At 64.6% G+C, this 18,003-nt stretch carries 15 protein-coding genes; 4 read left to right on the forward strand and 11 right to left on the reverse strand.

All coding sequences use genetic code 11. The features are described from left to right. Positions 1-21 precede the first annotated feature (21 nt). Positions 22-951: a J domain-containing protein gene (locus CK230_RS06570; RefSeq protein WP_095816338.1), complete on the reverse strand. Its 930-nt coding sequence runs from the start codon at positions 949-951 to the stop codon at positions 22-24. A 113-nt stretch (positions 952-1,064) separates the two neighbouring features. Continuing rightward, on the reverse strand, positions 1,065-1,529 hold the full coding sequence (locus CK230_RS06575; RefSeq protein ID WP_095816339.1) for an RT0821/Lpp0805 family surface protein: 465 nt from the start codon (positions 1,527-1,529) through the stop codon (positions 1,065-1,067). A gap of 40 nt (positions 1,530-1,569) precedes the next feature. Here CK230_RS06575 and pdxH point away from each other — a divergent pair, with 40 nt between their 5' ends. Continuing rightward, on the forward strand, positions 1,570-2,187 hold the full coding sequence (pdxH, locus tag CK230_RS06580) for a pyridoxamine 5'-phosphate oxidase (protein ID WP_095816340.1): 618 nt from the start codon (positions 1,570-1,572) through the stop codon (positions 2,185-2,187). Between the two features lie 12 nt (positions 2,188-2,199). On the opposite strand, the gene CK230_RS06585 is transcribed toward pdxH, so the two are convergent. The 8 genes from CK230_RS06585 to CK230_RS06620 form a co-directional block, all read right to left on the reverse strand. After that, the gene (locus tag CK230_RS06585) at positions 2,200-2,952 is read right to left on the reverse strand and encodes a crotonase/enoyl-CoA hydratase family protein (RefSeq protein WP_095816341.1); all 753 of its coding nucleotides are present in this window, start codon (positions 2,950-2,952) and stop codon (positions 2,200-2,202) included. A gap of 19 nt (positions 2,953-2,971) precedes the next feature. Beyond that, entirely contained in the window at positions 2,972-4,741 is a 1,770-nt protein-coding gene (locus CK230_RS06590) for an acyl-CoA dehydrogenase family protein (RefSeq protein ID WP_095816342.1), read from the reverse strand. Positions 4,742-4,937: 196 nt separating this feature from the next. Next, positions 4,938-6,545, reverse strand: a complete 1,608-nt coding sequence (locus tag CK230_RS06595; protein ID WP_095816343.1) for an FGGY-family carbohydrate kinase — start codon at positions 6,543-6,545, stop codon at positions 4,938-4,940. Positions 6,546-6,681: 136 nt separating this feature from the next. After that, a complete protein-coding gene (locus CK230_RS06600; protein WP_095816344.1) occupies positions 6,682-7,410 on the reverse strand; it encodes an SDR family oxidoreductase in 729 nt (242 codons plus the stop codon). Positions 7,411-7,434: 24 nt separating this feature from the next. Then, positions 7,435-8,685: an ABC transporter permease gene (locus CK230_RS06605; RefSeq protein WP_095816345.1), complete on the reverse strand. Its 1,251-nt coding sequence runs from the start codon at positions 8,683-8,685 to the stop codon at positions 7,435-7,437. After that, positions 8,682-9,512, reverse strand: a complete 831-nt coding sequence (locus tag CK230_RS06610; RefSeq protein WP_095816346.1) for an ATP-binding cassette domain-containing protein — start codon at positions 9,510-9,512, stop codon at positions 8,682-8,684. Before CK230_RS06610 ends, CK230_RS06605 begins: the two co-directional genes overlap by 4 nt. 67 nt (positions 9,513-9,579) lie before the next feature. Continuing rightward, positions 9,580-10,662, reverse strand: a complete 1,083-nt coding sequence (locus tag CK230_RS06615; protein WP_095816347.1) for a sugar ABC transporter substrate-binding protein — start codon at positions 10,660-10,662, stop codon at positions 9,580-9,582. A 288-nt stretch (positions 10,663-10,950) separates the two neighbouring features. After that, positions 10,951-11,835, reverse strand: a complete 885-nt coding sequence (locus tag CK230_RS06620; protein WP_042641694.1) for an AraC family transcriptional regulator — start codon at positions 11,833-11,835, stop codon at positions 10,951-10,953. 252 nt (positions 11,836-12,087) lie between these two features. Here CK230_RS06620 and CK230_RS06625 point away from each other — a divergent pair, with 252 nt between their 5' ends. After that, the gene (locus tag CK230_RS06625; RefSeq protein ID WP_095816348.1) at positions 12,088-13,248 is read left to right on the forward strand and encodes a glycoside hydrolase family 25 protein; all 1,161 of its coding nucleotides are present in this window, start codon (positions 12,088-12,090) and stop codon (positions 13,246-13,248) included. Positions 13,249-13,258: 10 nt separating this feature from the next. On the opposite strand, the gene CK230_RS06630 is transcribed toward CK230_RS06625, so the two are convergent. After that, positions 13,259-14,101 (reverse strand): AraC family transcriptional regulator, encoded by an 843-nt coding sequence (locus CK230_RS06630; RefSeq protein WP_095816468.1) that lies wholly within the window; start codon positions 14,099-14,101, stop codon positions 13,259-13,261. A gap of 249 nt (positions 14,102-14,350) precedes the next feature. On the opposite strand from CK230_RS06630, the gene CK230_RS06635 reads away from it, so the two are divergent. Both CK230_RS06635 and CK230_RS06640 read left to right on the forward strand, forming a co-directional pair. Further along, the gene (locus tag CK230_RS06635) at positions 14,351-15,817 is read left to right on the forward strand and encodes an alpha-glucosidase/alpha-galactosidase (RefSeq protein WP_095816469.1); all 1,467 of its coding nucleotides are present in this window, start codon (positions 14,351-14,353) and stop codon (positions 15,815-15,817) included. A 99-nt stretch (positions 15,818-15,916) separates the two neighbouring features. Next, on the forward strand, positions 15,917-18,001 hold the full coding sequence (locus CK230_RS06640; RefSeq protein ID WP_095816349.1) for an ABC transporter substrate-binding protein: 2,085 nt from the start codon (positions 15,917-15,919) through the stop codon (positions 17,999-18,001). The last annotated feature ends 2 nt before the right edge of the window (positions 18,002-18,003 follow it).

The raw sequence follows: 18,003 nt of genomic DNA on the forward strand, positions 1-18,003 counted from the left end.
ACGGGAACAAAATTCCCTCGATCAGCCTTTTCGGCGGCGCATCAAGGCCTCAAGCTCGGCATCGCCGCCTTCCGGAAGCATCAGCCGCACATGGGCATAGAGATCGCCATGGCCGCCTGCCTTTTCCGGCAGGCCCCTGCCCTTGAGGCGCAGCACCTTGTCCGAACTCGACCATGCCGGGACGTTGACCGCGAGCTTGCCGGTCGGCGTCTCGACCGCCACCTTGGCGCCGAGCACGGCGTCGGCCAGATCGACGGGCAGATCGACATGCAGGTCGCGCCCCTCGATGCGGTAGCGCGGGTGCCGGCGGATGTGGATCTTGACCAGCGCGTCGCCCGGCTGGCCGGGTCCCTGCTCGCCCTGCCCCTTGAGGCGGATGGTCTGACCCTCTTCGACATAGGCCGGCAGCTTGACCGCCATCTTGCGCCCGTCGGGGAACATCGCCGTCACCTTCTCGGCGGTCGCGGCCTCCTCGACGGTGATGTCCAGGGTGACGTTGAGGTCGGCCGCCTGGGCAGGCTGGCGTCGGTCGCCAGCCCTGCCGCCGCCACGGGCGCTGGAAAAAGCATCGCCGAAGATCTGGCTGAAGATGTCGCTGTTGCCATCGAACGGATCGCCGCCCGGACGCCCGCTGCGGAATTCGAAATGCGCGCCGCCCGGGCCCTGCTGACGGCGGAAGCCCGCGAACGGGTCGCCGCCGGCCGCACCCTCAAAGCCCTGGAATTTCGGCTTGCCGTCGGCGTCGATCTCGCCGCGATCATAGGCGCCGCGCGTCTTCTCGTCGCCGACGATCTCGTAAGCCTGGTTGGCGGCGGCAAAACGGTCCTTCGCCTTGGGATCATTCGGATTCTGGTCCGGATGATATTTCTTGGCGAGCTTGCGGTAAGCCGATTTTATGTCCTTCGCCGATGCGTTCTTGGCAACGCCCAGCACCTCATAGGGGTCGCGCATGCTTCCTGCCTGCAAGAGAGATTGGAATTGTGGTCGCCCCCTATATGCGCTCGCATAGGAAGAAATTCCAGTGGCGCAAGGGCAATTGGCCCGTGAAACTCAAAGCGCCCAAATCAAAGCGCCTTGAATTCCTGCATGCGCCAGCCGCCGGCTCCGGCTAGGCAGAGTTCACCCTTGTAGAGCGCGACGCCGTCGAAGCTCTCGCGCGTGGCGCTGAAACGGCGGCAGGTCAGGCCGCCATCCGTCAGTTCCACCAGCTCGGTGATGGCGCCGCGCGAGCCGGTGCCTGCATTGGCCCATGGTACCGTCTGGCCGCCAAGCTCCTTGATGTCGGCGGAAGAAACCGCGTTGCCGATGGTGGTCTGGTCGGAGTCCTGGTCGGAGACAGCCGGGACGGCTGGCGAGGACTGCGCGCTGGAGGTGACGATCGAGCGGTCGACCTCGGCCTTTTGCAGGCTGAACCCGCCGGCACCGCAGGCGGCAAGGGGAAGCGCCAACGTCAGCAGCGCAGCCTTGGCACTGGCCGAAGCGATAACGCTCCGTTGCCCGCTGTCAAAAGCTTGCGCGATACGCGACAATCGGCGAACTCCTCCCGCAATGTTAAAAATTTGGAAAACTATGAACGAAACCGAGTTAACAAGCAGTGACTTCACCGAGGCCGGAGAGCCGTTCCGGCTGTTTGCCGCATGGCTGGAGGACGCGACCAAAAGCGAGCCCAACGATCCCAACGGCGTCGCCCTGGCGACCGTCGACGCCGACGGCATGCCGGATGTGCGGATGGTGCTGCTCAAGGGGTTCGACGAAAAGGGGTTTGTCTTCTACACGAATTTCGAGAGCGCCAAGGGCCGCGAGATTCTTGGCAGCATGAAGGCGGCGATGTGCTTCCACTGGAAATCGCTGCGCCGCCAGGTGCGCGTGCGCGGGCCGGTGGAGATCGTCAGCGACGCCGAGGCCGACGCCTATTATGTAACCAGGCCGCGCGGCAGCCGCATCGGCGCCTGGGCCTCGAAGCAGTCGCGGCCGCTGGAGAGCCGCTTCGCGCTGGAGAAAGCGGTGGCCGAATACACGGCGCGCTACGCCATCGGCGAGATTCCGCGGCCAAAACACTGGTCGGGCTTCCGCATCGTGCCGCAGACGATCGAGTTCTGGCACGACAGGCCGTTCCGGCTGCATGACCGTGTCGTGTTCTCACGCAATGCCGCCGGCGGCTGGGACAAGACCAGGCTGTATCCCTGAGGGACGACGCGTTCAGCTCTTCTTGCGGGTCATGAAAGCGGTCAGCGCGGCGCGGGTCTCTTCGGATGTGAGCCGCTCGCGGAAATGCTCGGCCTCGACCTTGATGCGGGCGATGAGCGCCTCGCGCGGCCCGCGCATCAGGTCGCGCGCGATCTTCAGCGCCTGCGGCGGCTTGGCGGCGATGCCGTCGGCGGCGGCCAGCACCGCGCTTTCCAGCGCATCCTCGGCAACCACCTCATAGATCAGCCCGGCGGCCTTGGCGCGCTCGGCCGAAAAGCCTTCGCCGAGGCCAAGCAGCGCGAAGGCGCCCTGCCGTCCCAGCAGCTGCGGCGCGATCAGGCTGGAGCCGGCCTCCGGCACCAGGCCGAGATCGACGAAGGGCGTGCGGAAGAGCGTGCGCGGCGTGGCGAAGGTCAGGTCGCAATGAAGGTTGAGCGTGGTGCCGATGCCGACGGCGATGCCGTCGACGCCCGACACCATCGGCTTCTCAGACCTCGCCAGCGCCATCAGGAAATCCCAGACCTCGTTGCCGCCCTCGCCGCCGGTGGCGATGACCAGGAAATCGGCGAGATCGTTGCCGGCGGAGAAGGCGCCCGGAACGCCGAGGAAAACGTGGACGCGGACCGCCGGATCGGCATCGCCTTCGGCAAGGGCGGCCGACATTTTTGCGTACATGGCGCGCGTCAGCGCGTTCTTCTTGTCCGGCCTGTTCATCCGGATGATCTGCACGGCGCTCTGGCGCTCGACGACGATATGGTCTGTCACGATTTTTTCCTTGTGAACGTCAGGCCGAAATCAGCGCCTTGCCGGCGACGGCGAGGCTTTCGGCGCCGTCGATGACGCGCTCCTTCAGCGCGCGGGTCTCGCCAAGCAGGTTTTCGGCAAAGAAGCGGCAAAGCGCGATGCGGTTGCGGTCGGCCAGCCCGCCCTGCGCCAGATAGGCGCCGCCGGCGGCGAGCGAGATCAGGCGCAGATAGGGCGTCGCGCCGGCCATCGCGGCTTCGGCCTTGCCGTCGGCAAGCAGTTTTTGCAGGAAGCGCGTCGCCTCGTCGAGATCGGCCAGCGCGCGGTCGAGATTGTCGGCGGTGCGGCCGAAGCCGTCGATGTTGGAGGTGCGAACGCCATCGGCGACCGCTTTCAACTCGCCGATATAGGAATGCACATGCTCGCCGCCGCCGAGCGGCAGCTTTCGCGCCACGAGGTCGATCGCCTGGATGCCGTTGGTGCCTTCATAGATCGGCGCGATGCGAGCGTCGCGATAAAGCGCCGCGGCACCCGTCTCCTCGATGAAGCCCATGCCGCCATGCACCTGGACGCCCAGCGAGGCGACCTCGACGCCGATATCGGTGGAGAAGGCCTTCGCGAGCGGCGTCAGCAGGCTGGCGCGGTCGTGCCATTTGGCTGCGGCCTCGCCCTCGCCGACACGCGCGCGGTCGATGGCATGGGCGCAGGCATAGCTGATCGAGCGGGCGATCTGGGTCAGCGCCCGCATGGTGAGCAGATTGCGCTGCACGTCCGGGTGATGAACGATCGGCGCCATGCCGGAGCCCGCATAGGCGGAAGCCTTGCCCTGGCGGCGCTCATTGGCATAGGCGATCGCCTTCTGCGTCGCGGTCTCGGCCACCGCCACGCCCTGCATGCCGACAGCAAGGCGGGCGTTGTTCATCATGGTGAACATGCAGGCGAGCCCCTTGTTCTCCTCGCCGATCAGCCAGCCGACGGCGCCGGGTTTGGCGCCCTGGAAACCGTCGCCATAGATCATGGTGCAGGTCGGCGAGGCATGGATGCCGAGCTTGTGCTCGAGGCCGGAACAGAAGACGTCGTTGCGGGCGCCGAGCGAACCGTCGTCGTTGACGAAGAATTTCGGCACCAAAAACAGCGAGATGCCGCGCGTGCCGGCAGGCGCGTCGGGCAGCCGCGCCAGCACCATGTGCACGATGTTGTCGGTGAAATCATGCTCGCCATAGGTGATGAATATCTTCTGGCCGAAAATGCGGTAAGTGCCGTCGCCGACGGGCTCGGCGCGGCTGCGCAACGCGGCGAGATCGGAGCCAGCCTGCGGCTCAGTCAGGTTCATCGTGCCCATCCACTCGCCGGAGACGAGCTTTGCGAGATATTTGGCCTTGAGTTCCTCGGAAGCGTGCTTGTCGAGCGCCTCGACCGCGCCCATGGTCAGCGTCGGGCCAATGCCGAAGGCCATGGCGGCGGAATTCCACATCTCAAGTGCTGCAACGCCGAGCATGGTCGGCAGGCCCTGACCGCCAAACTCCTCCGGACCGGACAGCGCGTTCCAGCCGCCTTCGATCCAGCGCCGGTAAAGCTCCTTCCAGCCGGGCGGCGTGGTGACGACCGCATCCTTCAGCACCGCGCCATGCTCGTCGCCGATCTTGTAGAGGGGGGCGACCTCCTCGCTGGCGAAGCGGCCGGCTTCGGCCAGGATCGCGTCGACAATATCCTCGCCAAGATCGCCGAAAATGCCGGCGTCCAGCGCCGGCTTCAGCCCGGCCACTTGCTTGAGCGTAAAGGCGATGTCCTCGACCGGCGCGCGATACATGTCTGCTCCTCCTCCGTCCCGGCCAATCGTAGTGCATGGCCGACGCGAAACCATGCGTCGATTTCGCGCCTTCTTTTTACGTAAACGTCAAACTTTGTCACGCGGATTTTGCATGGACGCCGTCATCCGCGGCGGAGCAGGACCCGGCGCCCAATCCATTCGAGGTCTCGTCACTGTTCAGTCGCTGACCGGTCCCTCAGCATATGCTGCGGCCTACCCCCTGCAGCGCCAGGAAGGCTTCGTAACGCTTGTCGTGCCAAGCGCGGATGTCGCCCGACGCAGGTGTAAAAACGTCGCCAAGCCGGGACATGGCAGGCATGGCGCTCGAAAGGTCAGGGTAATGCCCGGCCGCGACGGCACCGAGCATCGCGGCGCCCAGCAGCACCGGCTCCGGCGACTGCGAGGCGGCGACCGGCAGGCCGGCGGCGTCGGCGAGCAGCTGGCGCACCAGCAGCGACTGCCCGGCGCCGCCGCTGATGACGATGGTGTCGACGGCAAGGCCGGACGACGCCATCGCCGCCACGATCTGGCGCACGCCGTAGCCCAGACCGCAAAGCCCGGCCACGTAGAGGCCGACGAGACTTTCGACGGAACGGTCGGTGGCGAGCCCCGCAATCAGGCCGCGCGCGCCCGGATCGGCCAAGGGGGAGCGGTTACCGAGGAATTCGGGCACGACATGGATGCTTCCCGCGAGCTTGGCGGCCGCCGACAGGTCGGGCGAAGCCGCCGCGGCGGCCGCGGCCAGCCAGTCGACCAGCGATTTGCCTTCCGCCACGGCGCGCGCGGCAGCCTCGGCTTGCGCCGGGTGAAAATGCACCAGGAGATCGATGGCCGCGCCGGCGGCCGACTGGCCGCCCTCGCTCAGCCAGAACCCGGGCACCATGGCGGAGTAATAGGGTCCCCACACTCCCGGAACGAAGGCCGGCGCTTCGCTGCTTGCCATGGTGCAGGCCGAGGTACCCAGAACATAGGCCATGCGCGAGGCGATGGTGCCGGCATCGCCGGCAGCACCCACCGTGCCGACACCGCCGGCATGGGCATCGATCAGCCCGGCGGCGACGACCGTGCCCGCGACCAGCCCCAACTCGGCCGCGGCCTTCTCCGTCAGGCCGGCGCCCACCGCCATGCCTGGGTCGACCACTTCGGTGCCGATACGGGCAAATCTCTCATCCGCAAGCTCGCCGAGCCCTACGGAATGAAAATAGCTGTCGTCCCAGCGCCGCTCATGGCCGAGATAGGTCCATTTGCAGGAAAGCGTGCAGACCGAGCGGGCAAGGCTGCCGGTGGCGCGCCAAGTCAGGTAGTCGGCAAGGTCGAAAAAATGCCGCGCTTTGGCAAAAGTCGCGGGCAGGTTTTCCTTCAGCCACAAAAGCTTTGGCGTTTCCATCTCCGGCGAGATGACGCCTCCGACATAGTCGAGGACAGGATGGTGGCCGGCATTGATGCGTCTGGTCTGGTCGAGGGCGCGATGGTCCATCCAGACGATGATGTTTCTGTCGCTGTCTCCGGAACGGCCCACGGGCAGCGGCTCGCCATCGTCGCCGACCACCACCAGGGAACAGGTAGCGTCGAAGCCAATACCGCCGATCTCCCGGGGATCGACGCCCGCCTTCGCGACCGCCTCGTGCACGCTGGCGCATACCGCCTGCCAGATGTCGCGGCTGGACTGCTCGGCGATCTCGCCAGGCTCGACGAAGAGCGCGATGTCGCGCTTGGCCGAAGCGAGCAACTCGCCGCGCTCGTCGAAGACGCCGGCGCGCGCGCTGCCGGTGCCTACATCGATGCCGAGGAAGTGGGAAGGCATTGGGGAACCTCGGGGTGAATGGTGAAGTGGTGAATAGTGAATAGCGAATGGTGAATGGTGAATGGTGAATGGTTAGTAGTGAGTAGTGAGTAGTGAGTGGATAACTTCCTATTCACTATTCACTATTCACCATTCACTAAAGATCATTGCTCTGCGGCAGGATCACCAGATCCCGGATGGTGATGTTTCTCGGCCGCGTCAGCATGAACAGGACGGCTTCCGCGACCTCGGTCGGCTGCATCAGCCCGCCGGCCGCCAGTTCGTCCTCGAGCTTCTGCTTCGGCCAATCGCTGATCAGCGCCGTCACCACCGGGCCGGGCGCCACAGCGCCGACGCGCAGACCGTGCTTGGCGACCTGACGGCGCAGCGTGTGGACGAAGGCCTGGATGGCGTGCTTGGAGGCCGTGTAGACCGGCTCCCAGACGACGGGCACCAGCCCGGCGATCGAGCTGGTGACGATGATGTCGCCGGTCTTGCGTCCGACCATGTGCGGCAGCACCGCATGCACCGAACGGAACACCGAGTTGATGTTGAGATTCAGCATGCGGTCCCAGGCATCCGGATCACCGTTGAGGATCTCGCCGCCGACATAGGAGCCGGCATTGGCGTGGAAGATGTCGAGCTGGCCGGCCTTGTCGAGGATGCCGGGCAGCATGGTCGCCACGCTGGCGGGGGTGGTGAGGTCGATCACCAGCGGGATCGCGCCGTCGCCGAGCTCGGCGACGACCTCCTTCAGCCGGTCCTCGGCGCGGTCGACCAGCACGACGCGGGCGCCGGCGGCAAGCATCGCCCTGGCGCATTCGAGGCCGATGCCCGATGCCGCGCCGGTGACCGCGGCGACTTTTCCCGAAAGATCTTGAGCCATGTGTACCCTTCTCGTTTGAACGGATCAGGCGCGGCCGTGCGAGGCACGGGAACGGCGCGCGAGGGAGTCGACGATCACGGCGATGGCCAGAACGGCACCGGTGATCATGTATCGAAGCGACGAGGACAGATCGAGCAGCGTCAGCCCGCTGGCGATCGACTGGATGACGATGATGCCGAGCAGCGCGGAATAGGCGCTGCCGCGGCCGCCGAACAGGCTGGTGCCGCCGATGACCGCGGCCGCGATGGCGTTCAAATTGACGTCGCCGGTGCCGGCCTGCTGGCTGGCGGAAGCGAGCCTGGCGGCTGCAAGCACGCCGCCCAGCGCGGCGAAGAGCGAGCACAGCGCGAAGGCGCTGAGATAGATGGCGCGCACCTTGATGCCGGCACGCCGTGCCGCCTCGCGGTTGCCGCCGACGGCGGTCATCGAGCGCCCCCATTTGGTCCGGGTCAGCGCATAGTTCATAGCTACGACTAGGCCAACGAAGAGGCCGAACATCCACGGGATGCCGCGTGACTGGTTGAGGTAGGCGACGATCAGCTCGAGGCCGATGGTTATGACGGCGACGCGCAGGACGAGCCCGGCCACGGACGGGGTCGACAGATTGGCCGCGCGGCGGCGCGCGAAGGTGCGAAGCCCGCTGACCAGCATCGCCAAACCCGGGATCGCGGCAAGCGTGTGCGAGACCCATTTCGGCATCACCATCAGCTGGCCGAAATCCACCAGGGCCGAGCCATAGGGCAGGTTGATCGAGCCGGTGGAGCCGAGGATGTAGAGCTGCATGCCCAGCACCGCGAGCAGGCCGGCCAGCGTCGAAACGAAGCTCGGCATGCCGAGGCGGTTGAACAGCAAGGCATAGAGCGAGCCGATCAGGGCGCCGAAGGCCAGCGCGGCCAGGATCGCCAGCGCGACCGGCCAGCCCTGGTTGACCCACAGCGTGCCGACCATCGCAGAGGCGAAGCCGCTGATCGAGCCGACCGAGAGGTCGATCTCGCCGACCATCAGCACGCAGACGATGCCGAGCGCGATGACGCCGACCGTCGAGCAATCGAACAGGAGATTGACCAGATTGCTGCTCGAAACGAAGACCGGGTTGAGGCTGGTGAAGACCGTCCAGATCACCACGAGGCCGACGATGACCGGCAGCGAGCCGAGATCGCCGCTGCGTACGCGATCGAGGAAGGCGCGAACCGCGCCGCCGATGCCTGCCTCATGCTTCACGCGCGCATCGGCGCGATCGAGCGCCAGGGGAGCCGAATTGCCTTGCTCCGTCATGGACGCTGCTCCCCCGCCTGTGCGCTGTGATCGCGTTCTGCCCGCAGCCGCTCGGCGCGGCGCGACACCGCGTTGTTGGACGCGCCGGTGATGGCGCTCACCAGGTCCTGGTTCGAGGCATCCGGCTCGAAGACGCCGTTGTTGCGCCCGAGCCTCAGCACCACGATGCGGTCGGCGACGGCGCGGACATCCTCCATGTTGTGGCTGATCATGACGACGCCGAGGCCGCGGGCGCGGACGCGGTCGATCAAGTTGAGCACTTCCGCCGTCTGCGCGACGCCAAGCGCGGCGGTCGGCTCATCGAGCAGGATGAGCTTCGGCTCGAGCAGCAGCGAGCGTGCGATCGCGACCGTCTGGCGCTGGCCGCCGGACAGCGAGGCGACCGCCTCGCGCACGCTCGGAATGCGCGCCGACAATTCGTTGAGCAGCGTCCAGGCGCGCATCTCCATCGCCACCTCGTCCAGCCGAAGCGGGCTGAGCTCGTTGCCGAGGAAAATGTTGGCGACGACATCGAGGTTCTCGCAAAGCGCGAGGTCCTGGAACACCGTGGCGATGCCGAGCGTCAGAGCCGCGCGCGGGTCGGGCAGCGTGACCGGCCGGCCGCGGAAATTGATCGTTCCCGAGCTCGGCTGATGCACGCCGGCCAGAATCTTGACCAGCGTCGACTTGCCGGCGCCGTTGTCGCCGACCAGGGCGACGACCTCGCCTGCATGGACGTCGAAGTCGATATCGGTCAGCGCCGAGACGGCGCCGAAATTCTTGGATATGCCGCGCAGGCTGAGCACCAGCTCGCCGACGGATGCCGACCCTTCAGGACTTTCGCTCATGCGCCGCCTCTCTTGACAGTCGTTGCCTGGACATCCGGCCGCCCATGGGCGGCCGGATGCCACTTGATCAGTTGGTGATGCCGAGCTTCTTGCAGCCTTCAGCATAGCGGTCGACGCAGAGCTCGGCCGCCGTGTTGATCTTCTTGTCGATGATCTCGGCCTTGAGGTTCTCCTGCGTCACGACAGCCGGCGTGAAGAGCTGCGAGGGCGTGTCGTAGAGCGTCATCTCGGCCTTCGGCGTCTCGCCCGACAGGAGCTTGACGGCGACGTTGGCCGCGGCGGCCGCGACAATCTCGCTAGGCTTGGAGATGGTGTTGTACTGGTCGCCGGCGATGATCAGTTGCAGCGCCGCGATGGTCGCGTCGTTGCCGGTTACCGGCGGAACCGGATCGACGCCCGCCGCCTTGAAGGCAGCGATCGCGCCGCCGCCAGTGCCGTCATTGGCGGCAACGACGCCGAGGATCTTGGTGCCGAAGCGGGTGATCTGGCCGCTCGCCCATTGCTGCGCCTTCGGCGGCGCCCATTCCGGCGTGTCGAACTCGGCCAGGATCGGGTAGCCGCTGTTGTCGAGGCCCTCATGGATGCCCTTCTTGATCAGGCCAGCGGCGGCGTCGGTCGGCGAGCCGTTGATCTGCAGCAGGCCACCGCCGGCAGGATCGACCTTGAGCGCCTTGAGGTGCTCCACCAGCGAATCCGCAATCGCCTTGCCGATGCCTTCATTGTTGAAGGACACGTAGAAATCGGCGGGCGCCGTCGGGATGGGCCGATCATAAGCGATCACCTTGACGCCCTGGCTCTGCGCTAGCTTCACCAGCGAGGCGGCGGCGGTGGAGTCGACCGGATCTAGGACGATCGCCTTGGCGCCCTGCGAGATCACCGAATTGAACTGCTGCTGCTGGCGCGCGGCATCGGCATCGGCGTTCTGGTAGATCACCTTGCAGCCCGGGCACAGTTTCTTCATCTCGGCGACGAAGCCCGGATAGTCATGCTGTTCGTAGCGGGTCGATGCCTGGTCGGGCATCAGGAACGCGACCGTCGCATCGGTGACGGTGTCGGCGAGCGCCGCCGTGCTGCCGAGCAGCGAGACGGCGAAAACGGCCGCGATGGTCGATTTCAAGGCAAACGGCGATTTCCAAGCATGTCTGGTCATTCGAATGTCTCCCTTCCGAGAAATGGTTTCACGAGGACCTGCGCGGTGAACGGCGCGCCAGGCCTTGACTGCATGTCGAACTGTTGAAAGGAGTATGATCAGTCGGCTGAGGATCGATCCGATCCTGGTAAAGCCGCGCAAACATCCTCCTGAAGTGCTGGATTTCACAACAAACGATCTCCAGCACCGGGTGCCTTGCACCCCGCGTTCTTCCTTCCCTGAATGTCTCTTTGGTGTTGACGCAATTCCTTTTGGAATTGCTTTGAGCTCCTCCCGGTTTCCTCCCTGTTAGGCGGCAATCTCCGCGTTTATGTTCTCAGCCAGCAAGGCCCGGAAACGCGAAGGCGACATGCCTTTCTGCGCCAGGAACTGGCGGTTGAAATTTGAGATGTTGTTGTAGCCGGCGGCATAGCAGATCTCGGTGATCGACATCTGTGCCTCGCTCATCAACAACTGGCAGGCAAGGTTGATGCGCAGCCGGTTGACATATTGCACCAGCGCCATGCCGGTGTGGCGGCGAAAGCTGCGCGAGAAGGCGCTCGGGCTGCGCCCGGCGATCTCGGCCAGCGTCCCTTCGCTGAACGGCTCGGTCAGGTGGCAATTGATGTAGGCGAGCGCCTGGTTGATGCCTGCCGACATGAAGCCGGAGGGGTCGGGCAGATAGCCGGCGCTGGCCAGCGTGCGGACGTCGCCGGCGCGGTTCAAGATGTCGAGCACGGCCATGAACAGCGACAGGCGACGCACGCCCTGCGCCTCGGTCAACTCCGCCAGCAGAGGCGCCGCAAGCTCGGCCGTCGCCGGCGAGAACAGCGCGCCGCGGCGGCTGGTTTCTAGGATGCCGGCGCAGGCGGCAAGTTCGGGCAAGGCGGCTGAAGCGCTGGCGATGAATTCTTCGGAGAACTGCACGACGCGGCCGCGCAGCGGCACGGTCTCGCCCGGCGGCACGTCGCTGACCCAATTGTGCGGCAGGTTCGGCCCGGTGAGCACCAGATTGCCTGGCTCGAACTCGCCGATGAAATCGCCGACGAAATAACGGCCAGTGGTGGCGACGACCAGATGAAGTTCGTATTCGGGATGGAAGTGCCAGCGCACGGTGCGGAAAGGATAGCCGTGGGCCCAGGCCTTAAACGACTCTCCCTGTCTGATCTGGACGACTTCCAGGTCCGGATTCATGTTCATTTTCCTCCCCGCGCGGGTCCGGTCTTGTGACCGGTTGCTGCGCTTCGTCAGGCGGGCCCGTCTCTTCCCACTGGCCGCCATGATTGAAAGCTTAGGCGGCAATTGAAGCCCCTGCCACCACGGCTTGTCCACCCGACCGATACTTTTTTGACGTTCCGGAACGGACCGAAGCACTCCGATGTTGTGAAAGCACTTCCTTAACCATAGCGGTTCAGGATCGTTCCCTGGTCAGTGGGGACACCCTGATTGAAAAAGCCGGCGCGCACTCTTCGCCGCCTGGCGCTGATCGCTGCGGCGGTTGCGCTGGGCACGGCGGCAAAGGCCTCGGATTTCTCCGAGCCGTGGAAGAATGCCGACCGCCCGCTGGTGATCGACGCCTACGAATACAACTCGATCGACTGGCAGCAGCTTATCACCGACAAGCGCGTCGCCGGCTTCATCAACAAGGCGTCCGACGGGCTGCCGCCGCCTTATTTCTGCCTCGGCGCCGAGGCCGACGTCAAACTCTGCAAGGCGCAGTGGAAGCGCTATGCGGTGACGCGCGAATTGTTCCAGACGCGCAAGGTGGTGGCCAAGGCGCTCGGCCTGAAATGGGGCGCCTATCACCTGGCCCGTCCCGGCAACCCGGTCGAGCAGGCCAACAACTTCATCGACTTCGCCGAGCCGGCGCCCGACGACTTGATGGCTCTCGACATTGAAGGCATCGACCCGACGCAATGGATGTCGCTGGAGGACGCCGAGGAATTCGTGCGCCAGGTGCATCGCCGCGTCGGCCGGTTCCCGGTGCTCTATGTCAACGGCAAGACCGCCCAGTACATCGCCGACAACCGTTACCAGTATCGGCTGCTGTCGCGGCTGCCACTCTGGTATGCGCGCTACAAGCCGGACATCGACGTGCATTTCCCGATGGGCAACTGGCAGGGCTATGCGCTGTGGCAATTCTCGGCGCAGGCGAATTGCGGCCGTTTCCGCTGCCCCTACCGCGTGCCCGGCACGCCCAACGACATCGACGTCAGCGTCGCGCCGATGAGCGCTGATGAGCTGCGCCGACAATGGGCCTCTGGCGGACTGCTCGACGTGCCGGCCGACTATCTCGCCTCGATCCCGGTGCCGCTCTCGCGCGAAAAAGCCCTCGCCGGCAAGGTGACCATCACCTATGCCGATGTGGCGACGCCGCCGACCGTGGAAGAAATGGTCGCGGTGCTCGGCGCGCGCTGGGAGAAATTCCGCGACGGCTTCCGCATGCCTGTCGTGAAGACAGTGCCGCGGCGCCCGGGCTTCGGCATCGTGCAATATGTCGCCTGGAAGCGGACCGAGCAGCGCACGCCCGAGCAGATCGACGCGGCCTTTGCCGCCGCCGATCCGGTCAAGACCGCGTCGACCGCTCTCGACCACAGGCGGCACTGAATCCCAAGCATCAGCGATGGTTGCCGAGGCTGGCGTACATGCCCGTGGTGCGGAACTGCGTCGGATTGATGCCGTAGCAGCGGCGAAAGACCTTGGAAAAATAGTTCGCGTCCTCGAACCCGCACAGCACCGCGACCTCCTTGACCGGCAGGAAATCGGCCTTGGTGAGCAGCTTCGCCGCGCGCTGCAGCCGCTGCTGCAGGACGAACTCCGCCGGCGGCAGTCCTTCGCTCTCGGCGAAGCAGCGCGAGAAATGGGCGCGGCTGAGGCCGCTGATCTCGACCAGCTCCGCCACCGGCAGCGGCTTGTCGAGATTGGCGTTGATGTGGTCGATGACCGGCTGCATGGCGCTCTGCTTCTCGGCGAAGGCATGCGAGCCGAAGACATCGTCGTAAAGCGCCATCGCCGCCTCATAGGCGATCGCCGACGCCGCGCCGGGCGAAGCCGCCCCCTTGATGAGCCGCAAGCTGCAATCGGCGAGATGATCGATGGTCGCCGGCTGCAGCCGGAACACCGGGCCCGAGACGCTTAAGATGGATTTGTGGATGCGCAGCGCCTCCTCGCCGTTCATCGAGATCCAGAAATATTCCCAGCGGTCACCCTTGGCCAACCAGTAGCGATGGTTGTGCGGCACCAGAACCAGCAGCGTGTCGTTCGCCTGCAGTCGATAGTTGCGGTTCTCGTAACGCAATTGGCCGGTGCCGCTGATTGTATGCTGGAGCACCGTGAACGGAGTCTGGCCACGCTTTCTTCCATCCCAGTCATAGGTTTCGTCCTCGCGCACCTCATAGCCGGTGCTTGTCGGCATGGCATGCAGCCGCTGGCGCCCGCGCGGCAGCGAAATCGTCCGCATCAGCTCCCCGTAGGCGATCAGGTCACGCAGCACAAAATTACCCTCGAAAGCATAATCCTTCTCTGGCGGCGCCCGCCAATAAGGGCATAATCCAACTTCTCAGAACGCGATAGACCCGCGGTCGAGGAGCGGGCGGGAGGAGAAAGAGCCGGATTTTCCGGCTTTGAGTGGCTGATGCGCGATGGCGCGCGGCCCAAATCCTCCTTTGTTGCTCCTTGCCTGGCATTCAGTTGGATCGAGGTGAAGGTGATGAGCTTCAAAATCGCTATTATCGGCGCGGGCAGCGTCGGGTTCACCAAGAAGCTGTTCACCGACATTCTGTGCGTGCCTGAATTCCAGGACATCGAATTCGCGCTGACCGACATCAGCGAGCACAATCTTGGGATGATCAAGGCGATCCTCGACCGGATCGTCGAGGCGAATAAGCTGCCGACCAAAGTTACGGCGACCACGAACCGCCGCCAGGCGCTGGAGGGCGCGCGCTACATCATCAGCTGCGTGCGCATCGGCGGGCTGGAGGCCTATGCCGACGACATCCGCATCCCGCTGAAATATGGCATCGACCAGTGCGTCGGCGACACGATCTGCGCCGGCGGCATCCTCTACGGTCAGCGCAACATTCCGGTGATCCTGGACTTCTGCAAAGACATTCGCGAAGTCGCTGCGACCGGCGCGAAATTCCTGAACTATGCCAACCCGATGGCCATGAACACCTGGGCGGCGATCGAATACGGCAAGGTGGATACGGTTGGCCTCTGCCACGGCGTCCAGCACGGCGCCGCGCAGATCGCCGAAGTGCTCGGCGCGAAGTCATCCAGAGAGCTCGACCATGTCTGCTCCGGCATCAACCACCAGACCTGGTTCATCGAGCTCAAGCTGAACGGCCGGCCGATCGGCAAGGACGAGCTGGTCGCCGCCTTCGAGGCCCATCCGGTCTATTCGAAGCAGGAAAAACTGCGCATCGACGTGCTGAAGCGCTTCGGCGTCTACTCGACCGAAAGCAACGGCCACCTGTCCGAATATCTGCCCTGGTACCGCAAACGCCCCGACGAGATCACGCGCTGGATCGACATGTCCGACTGGATCCACGGTGAGACCGGCGGCTACCTGCGCTACTCGACCGAGACCCGCAACTGGTTCGAGAAGGAATATCCGCAGTTCCTCGAAGCAGCGTCGAAGCCGATCGACCCGGCAAAACGCTCCAACGAGCATGCCAGCCATATCCTCGAGGCGCTGGAAACCAACCGCGTCTATCGCGGCCACTTCAACGTCAAGAACAACGGCGTGATCACCAACCTGCCGCAGGACGCGATTATCGAATCGCCCGGCTTCGTCGACCGTTTCGGCATCAACATGGCGGCAGGCATCACGCTGCCGGAGGCATGTGCGGCCACCTGCATGGCCTCGATCAACGTGCAGCGCATGTCGGTGCATGCGGCGATCGCCGGCGACATCGACCTGTTGAAACTCGCCGTGCTGCACGATCCGCTGGTCGGCGCAGTGTCGACGCCGGAAGAGGTCTGGCAGATGGTAGACGAGATGGTGGTCGCTGAAGCCGCATGGCTGCCGCAATATGCGCACGCCGTTCCGGCGGCGAAGGAGCGGCTTTCGAAAGCCAAGGTCAAGACCCGCGAATGGGCGGGCGCCGCACGGCGCAGCGTGCGCTCGATCGAGGAATTGCGCGCCGAAAAGGCGGCGCTGAAACAGGCCGGCTGAGGCCTAAAGGCAAGCAGGCCGGGTCGCAGGAGGCGGCTCGGCAAGAAATTCGCAAGAGGCGGGCAGCAGCAGACGTCCACAAACATCTGGGAGGAGACTATGAGGACTTTTCGTAGAACTGGCATTGCCGCTGGGCTGATGCTCGGCGTTTCAGTCCAAGCACTCAACGCCTTCGCTTCCGAGCCGACGACCCCGCCGCAGCCTGCGACATTCCCGGCCGAAGGCAAGATCCATTATGTGGCGCGCGACTCCATCCTGGAGTTCAAGGCGCTGCCCGAATATCACGAGCCGGACTGGGTGACCGAGAAATACGTCAAGACCGGCAAGCTGCCGCCGGTCAAGGACAGGCTGCCGAAGGAACCGCTGGTCTTCAAGACCGCCAACATGCCGGACGGCATCGGCGTCTATGGCGACACGATGCGCCATGTCATCGGCGGCCGGCCGGAAGGCTGGAACTACGGCGCCGGCCAGACGCAAGGCTGGGGCGGCATCGACATCGGGCTTTCCGAATGCCTGACGCGCACGGCGCCGCTGTTCCAGGTCGAGGCCAAGGACACCGAGCCGCTGCCCAACCTCGCCAAGAGCTGGGACTGGTCGAGCGACGGCCACAAGCTGACAATGCATCTGATCGAAGGCGCCAAATGGTCCGACGGCGCGCCCTTCAATGCCGACGACGTCATGTTCTACTGGGACGACGAGGTGGTCGATCCGAACGTCTCGCCTCTGAACGGCGCCACGCCGGAAACTTTCGGCGTCGGCACAACGCTGAAGAAGATCGACGACTACACGGTCGAGTGGACGTTCAAGGAGGCGTTCCCGCGGCAGTATCTCTATGCCATGGCTTACGGCACTTTCTGCCCCGGCCCGTCGCACATCCTGAAGCCGCAGCATCCGAAATATTCGAAGAACACCTACGACCAGTTCAAGAACGCCTTCCCGCCGGAATATATGAACATGCCGGTGATGGGCGCCTGGGTGCCGGTCGAATACCGGCCGGACGACATCATCGTCATGCGCCGCAACCCCTACTATTGGAAGGTCGACGAGAAGGGCAACCAGCTGCCTTATCTCAACGAGCTGCATTACAAGCTCTCGACCTGGGCCGACCGCGACGTGCAGGCTGTTGCCGGCTCCGGAGATTTCTCCAACCTCGAGCAGCCGGAGAACTTCGTCGCCTCGCTGAAACGCGCGGCTGACAAGAATGCACCTGCACGCCTCGCCTTCGGCCCGCGTCTCATCGGCTACAATCTGCGCATGAACTTTTCCGCCAATGGCTGGGGCAACCCGGACGAACGCGGCCAGGCGATCCGCGAGTTGAACCGCAACGAGGACTTCCGCAAGGCCGTCACCATGGCGCTCGACCGCAAGGCGCTGGGCGACTCGCTGGTCAAGGGCCCGTTCACCGCCATTTATCCGGGCGGCTTCTCGTCCGGCACCAGCTTCTATGACCGCAAGTCAACGGTCTATTATCCGTTCGACCTCGAAGGCGCGAAAGCATTGCTCGCCAAGGCGGGTCTCAAGGATACCGACGGCGACGGCATCGTGAACTTCCCGGCCGGCACCGCCGGCGGCAAGGATGTCGAGATCGTCATGCTGGTCAACAACGACTACACCACCGACAAGAGCCTTGCCGAAGGTGTGGTCGCGCAGATGGAGAAACTCGGCCTCAGAGTCGTTCTCAACGGGCTTAACGGCACGCAGCGCGATGCCACGCAATATTCCGGCCGCTTCGACTGGCTGATCCGGCGAAACGAAACCGAGCTCACCTCCGTCGTTCAAAACACCGAGCAGTTGGCGCCAGTCGGCCCGAAGACCAGTTGGAACCATCGCGCGCCGGAAAGCGGCCAGGTCGACCTTATGCCCTTCGAAAAGGACCTCGTGGATATCGTCAACAAGTTCGTCTCGACGCAGGACAACGACCAGCGCGCCGAGCTGATGCGGAACTTCCAGAAGATCTCGACCGAGCATGTCTACAATGTCGGCCTGACGGAATATCCGGGCGCGCTCATCATCAACAAGCGCTTCTCCAACATCCCGCAGGGCACGCCGATCTTCATGTTCAATTGGGCCGAGGATTCGATCATGCGCGAGCGCGTGTTCGTCAAGGCGGACAAGCAGGCAAAGTATGAGTTGTTCCCCAAGGAATTGCCCGGCAAGCCTGGCGATAAGGGACCGATGGATTAAGC

Origin of the sequence: Mesorhizobium sp. WSM3859, from assembly GCF_002295065.1 — a bacterium.
Classification (GTDB): Bacteria; Pseudomonadota; Alphaproteobacteria; order Rhizobiales; family Rhizobiaceae; genus Mesorhizobium.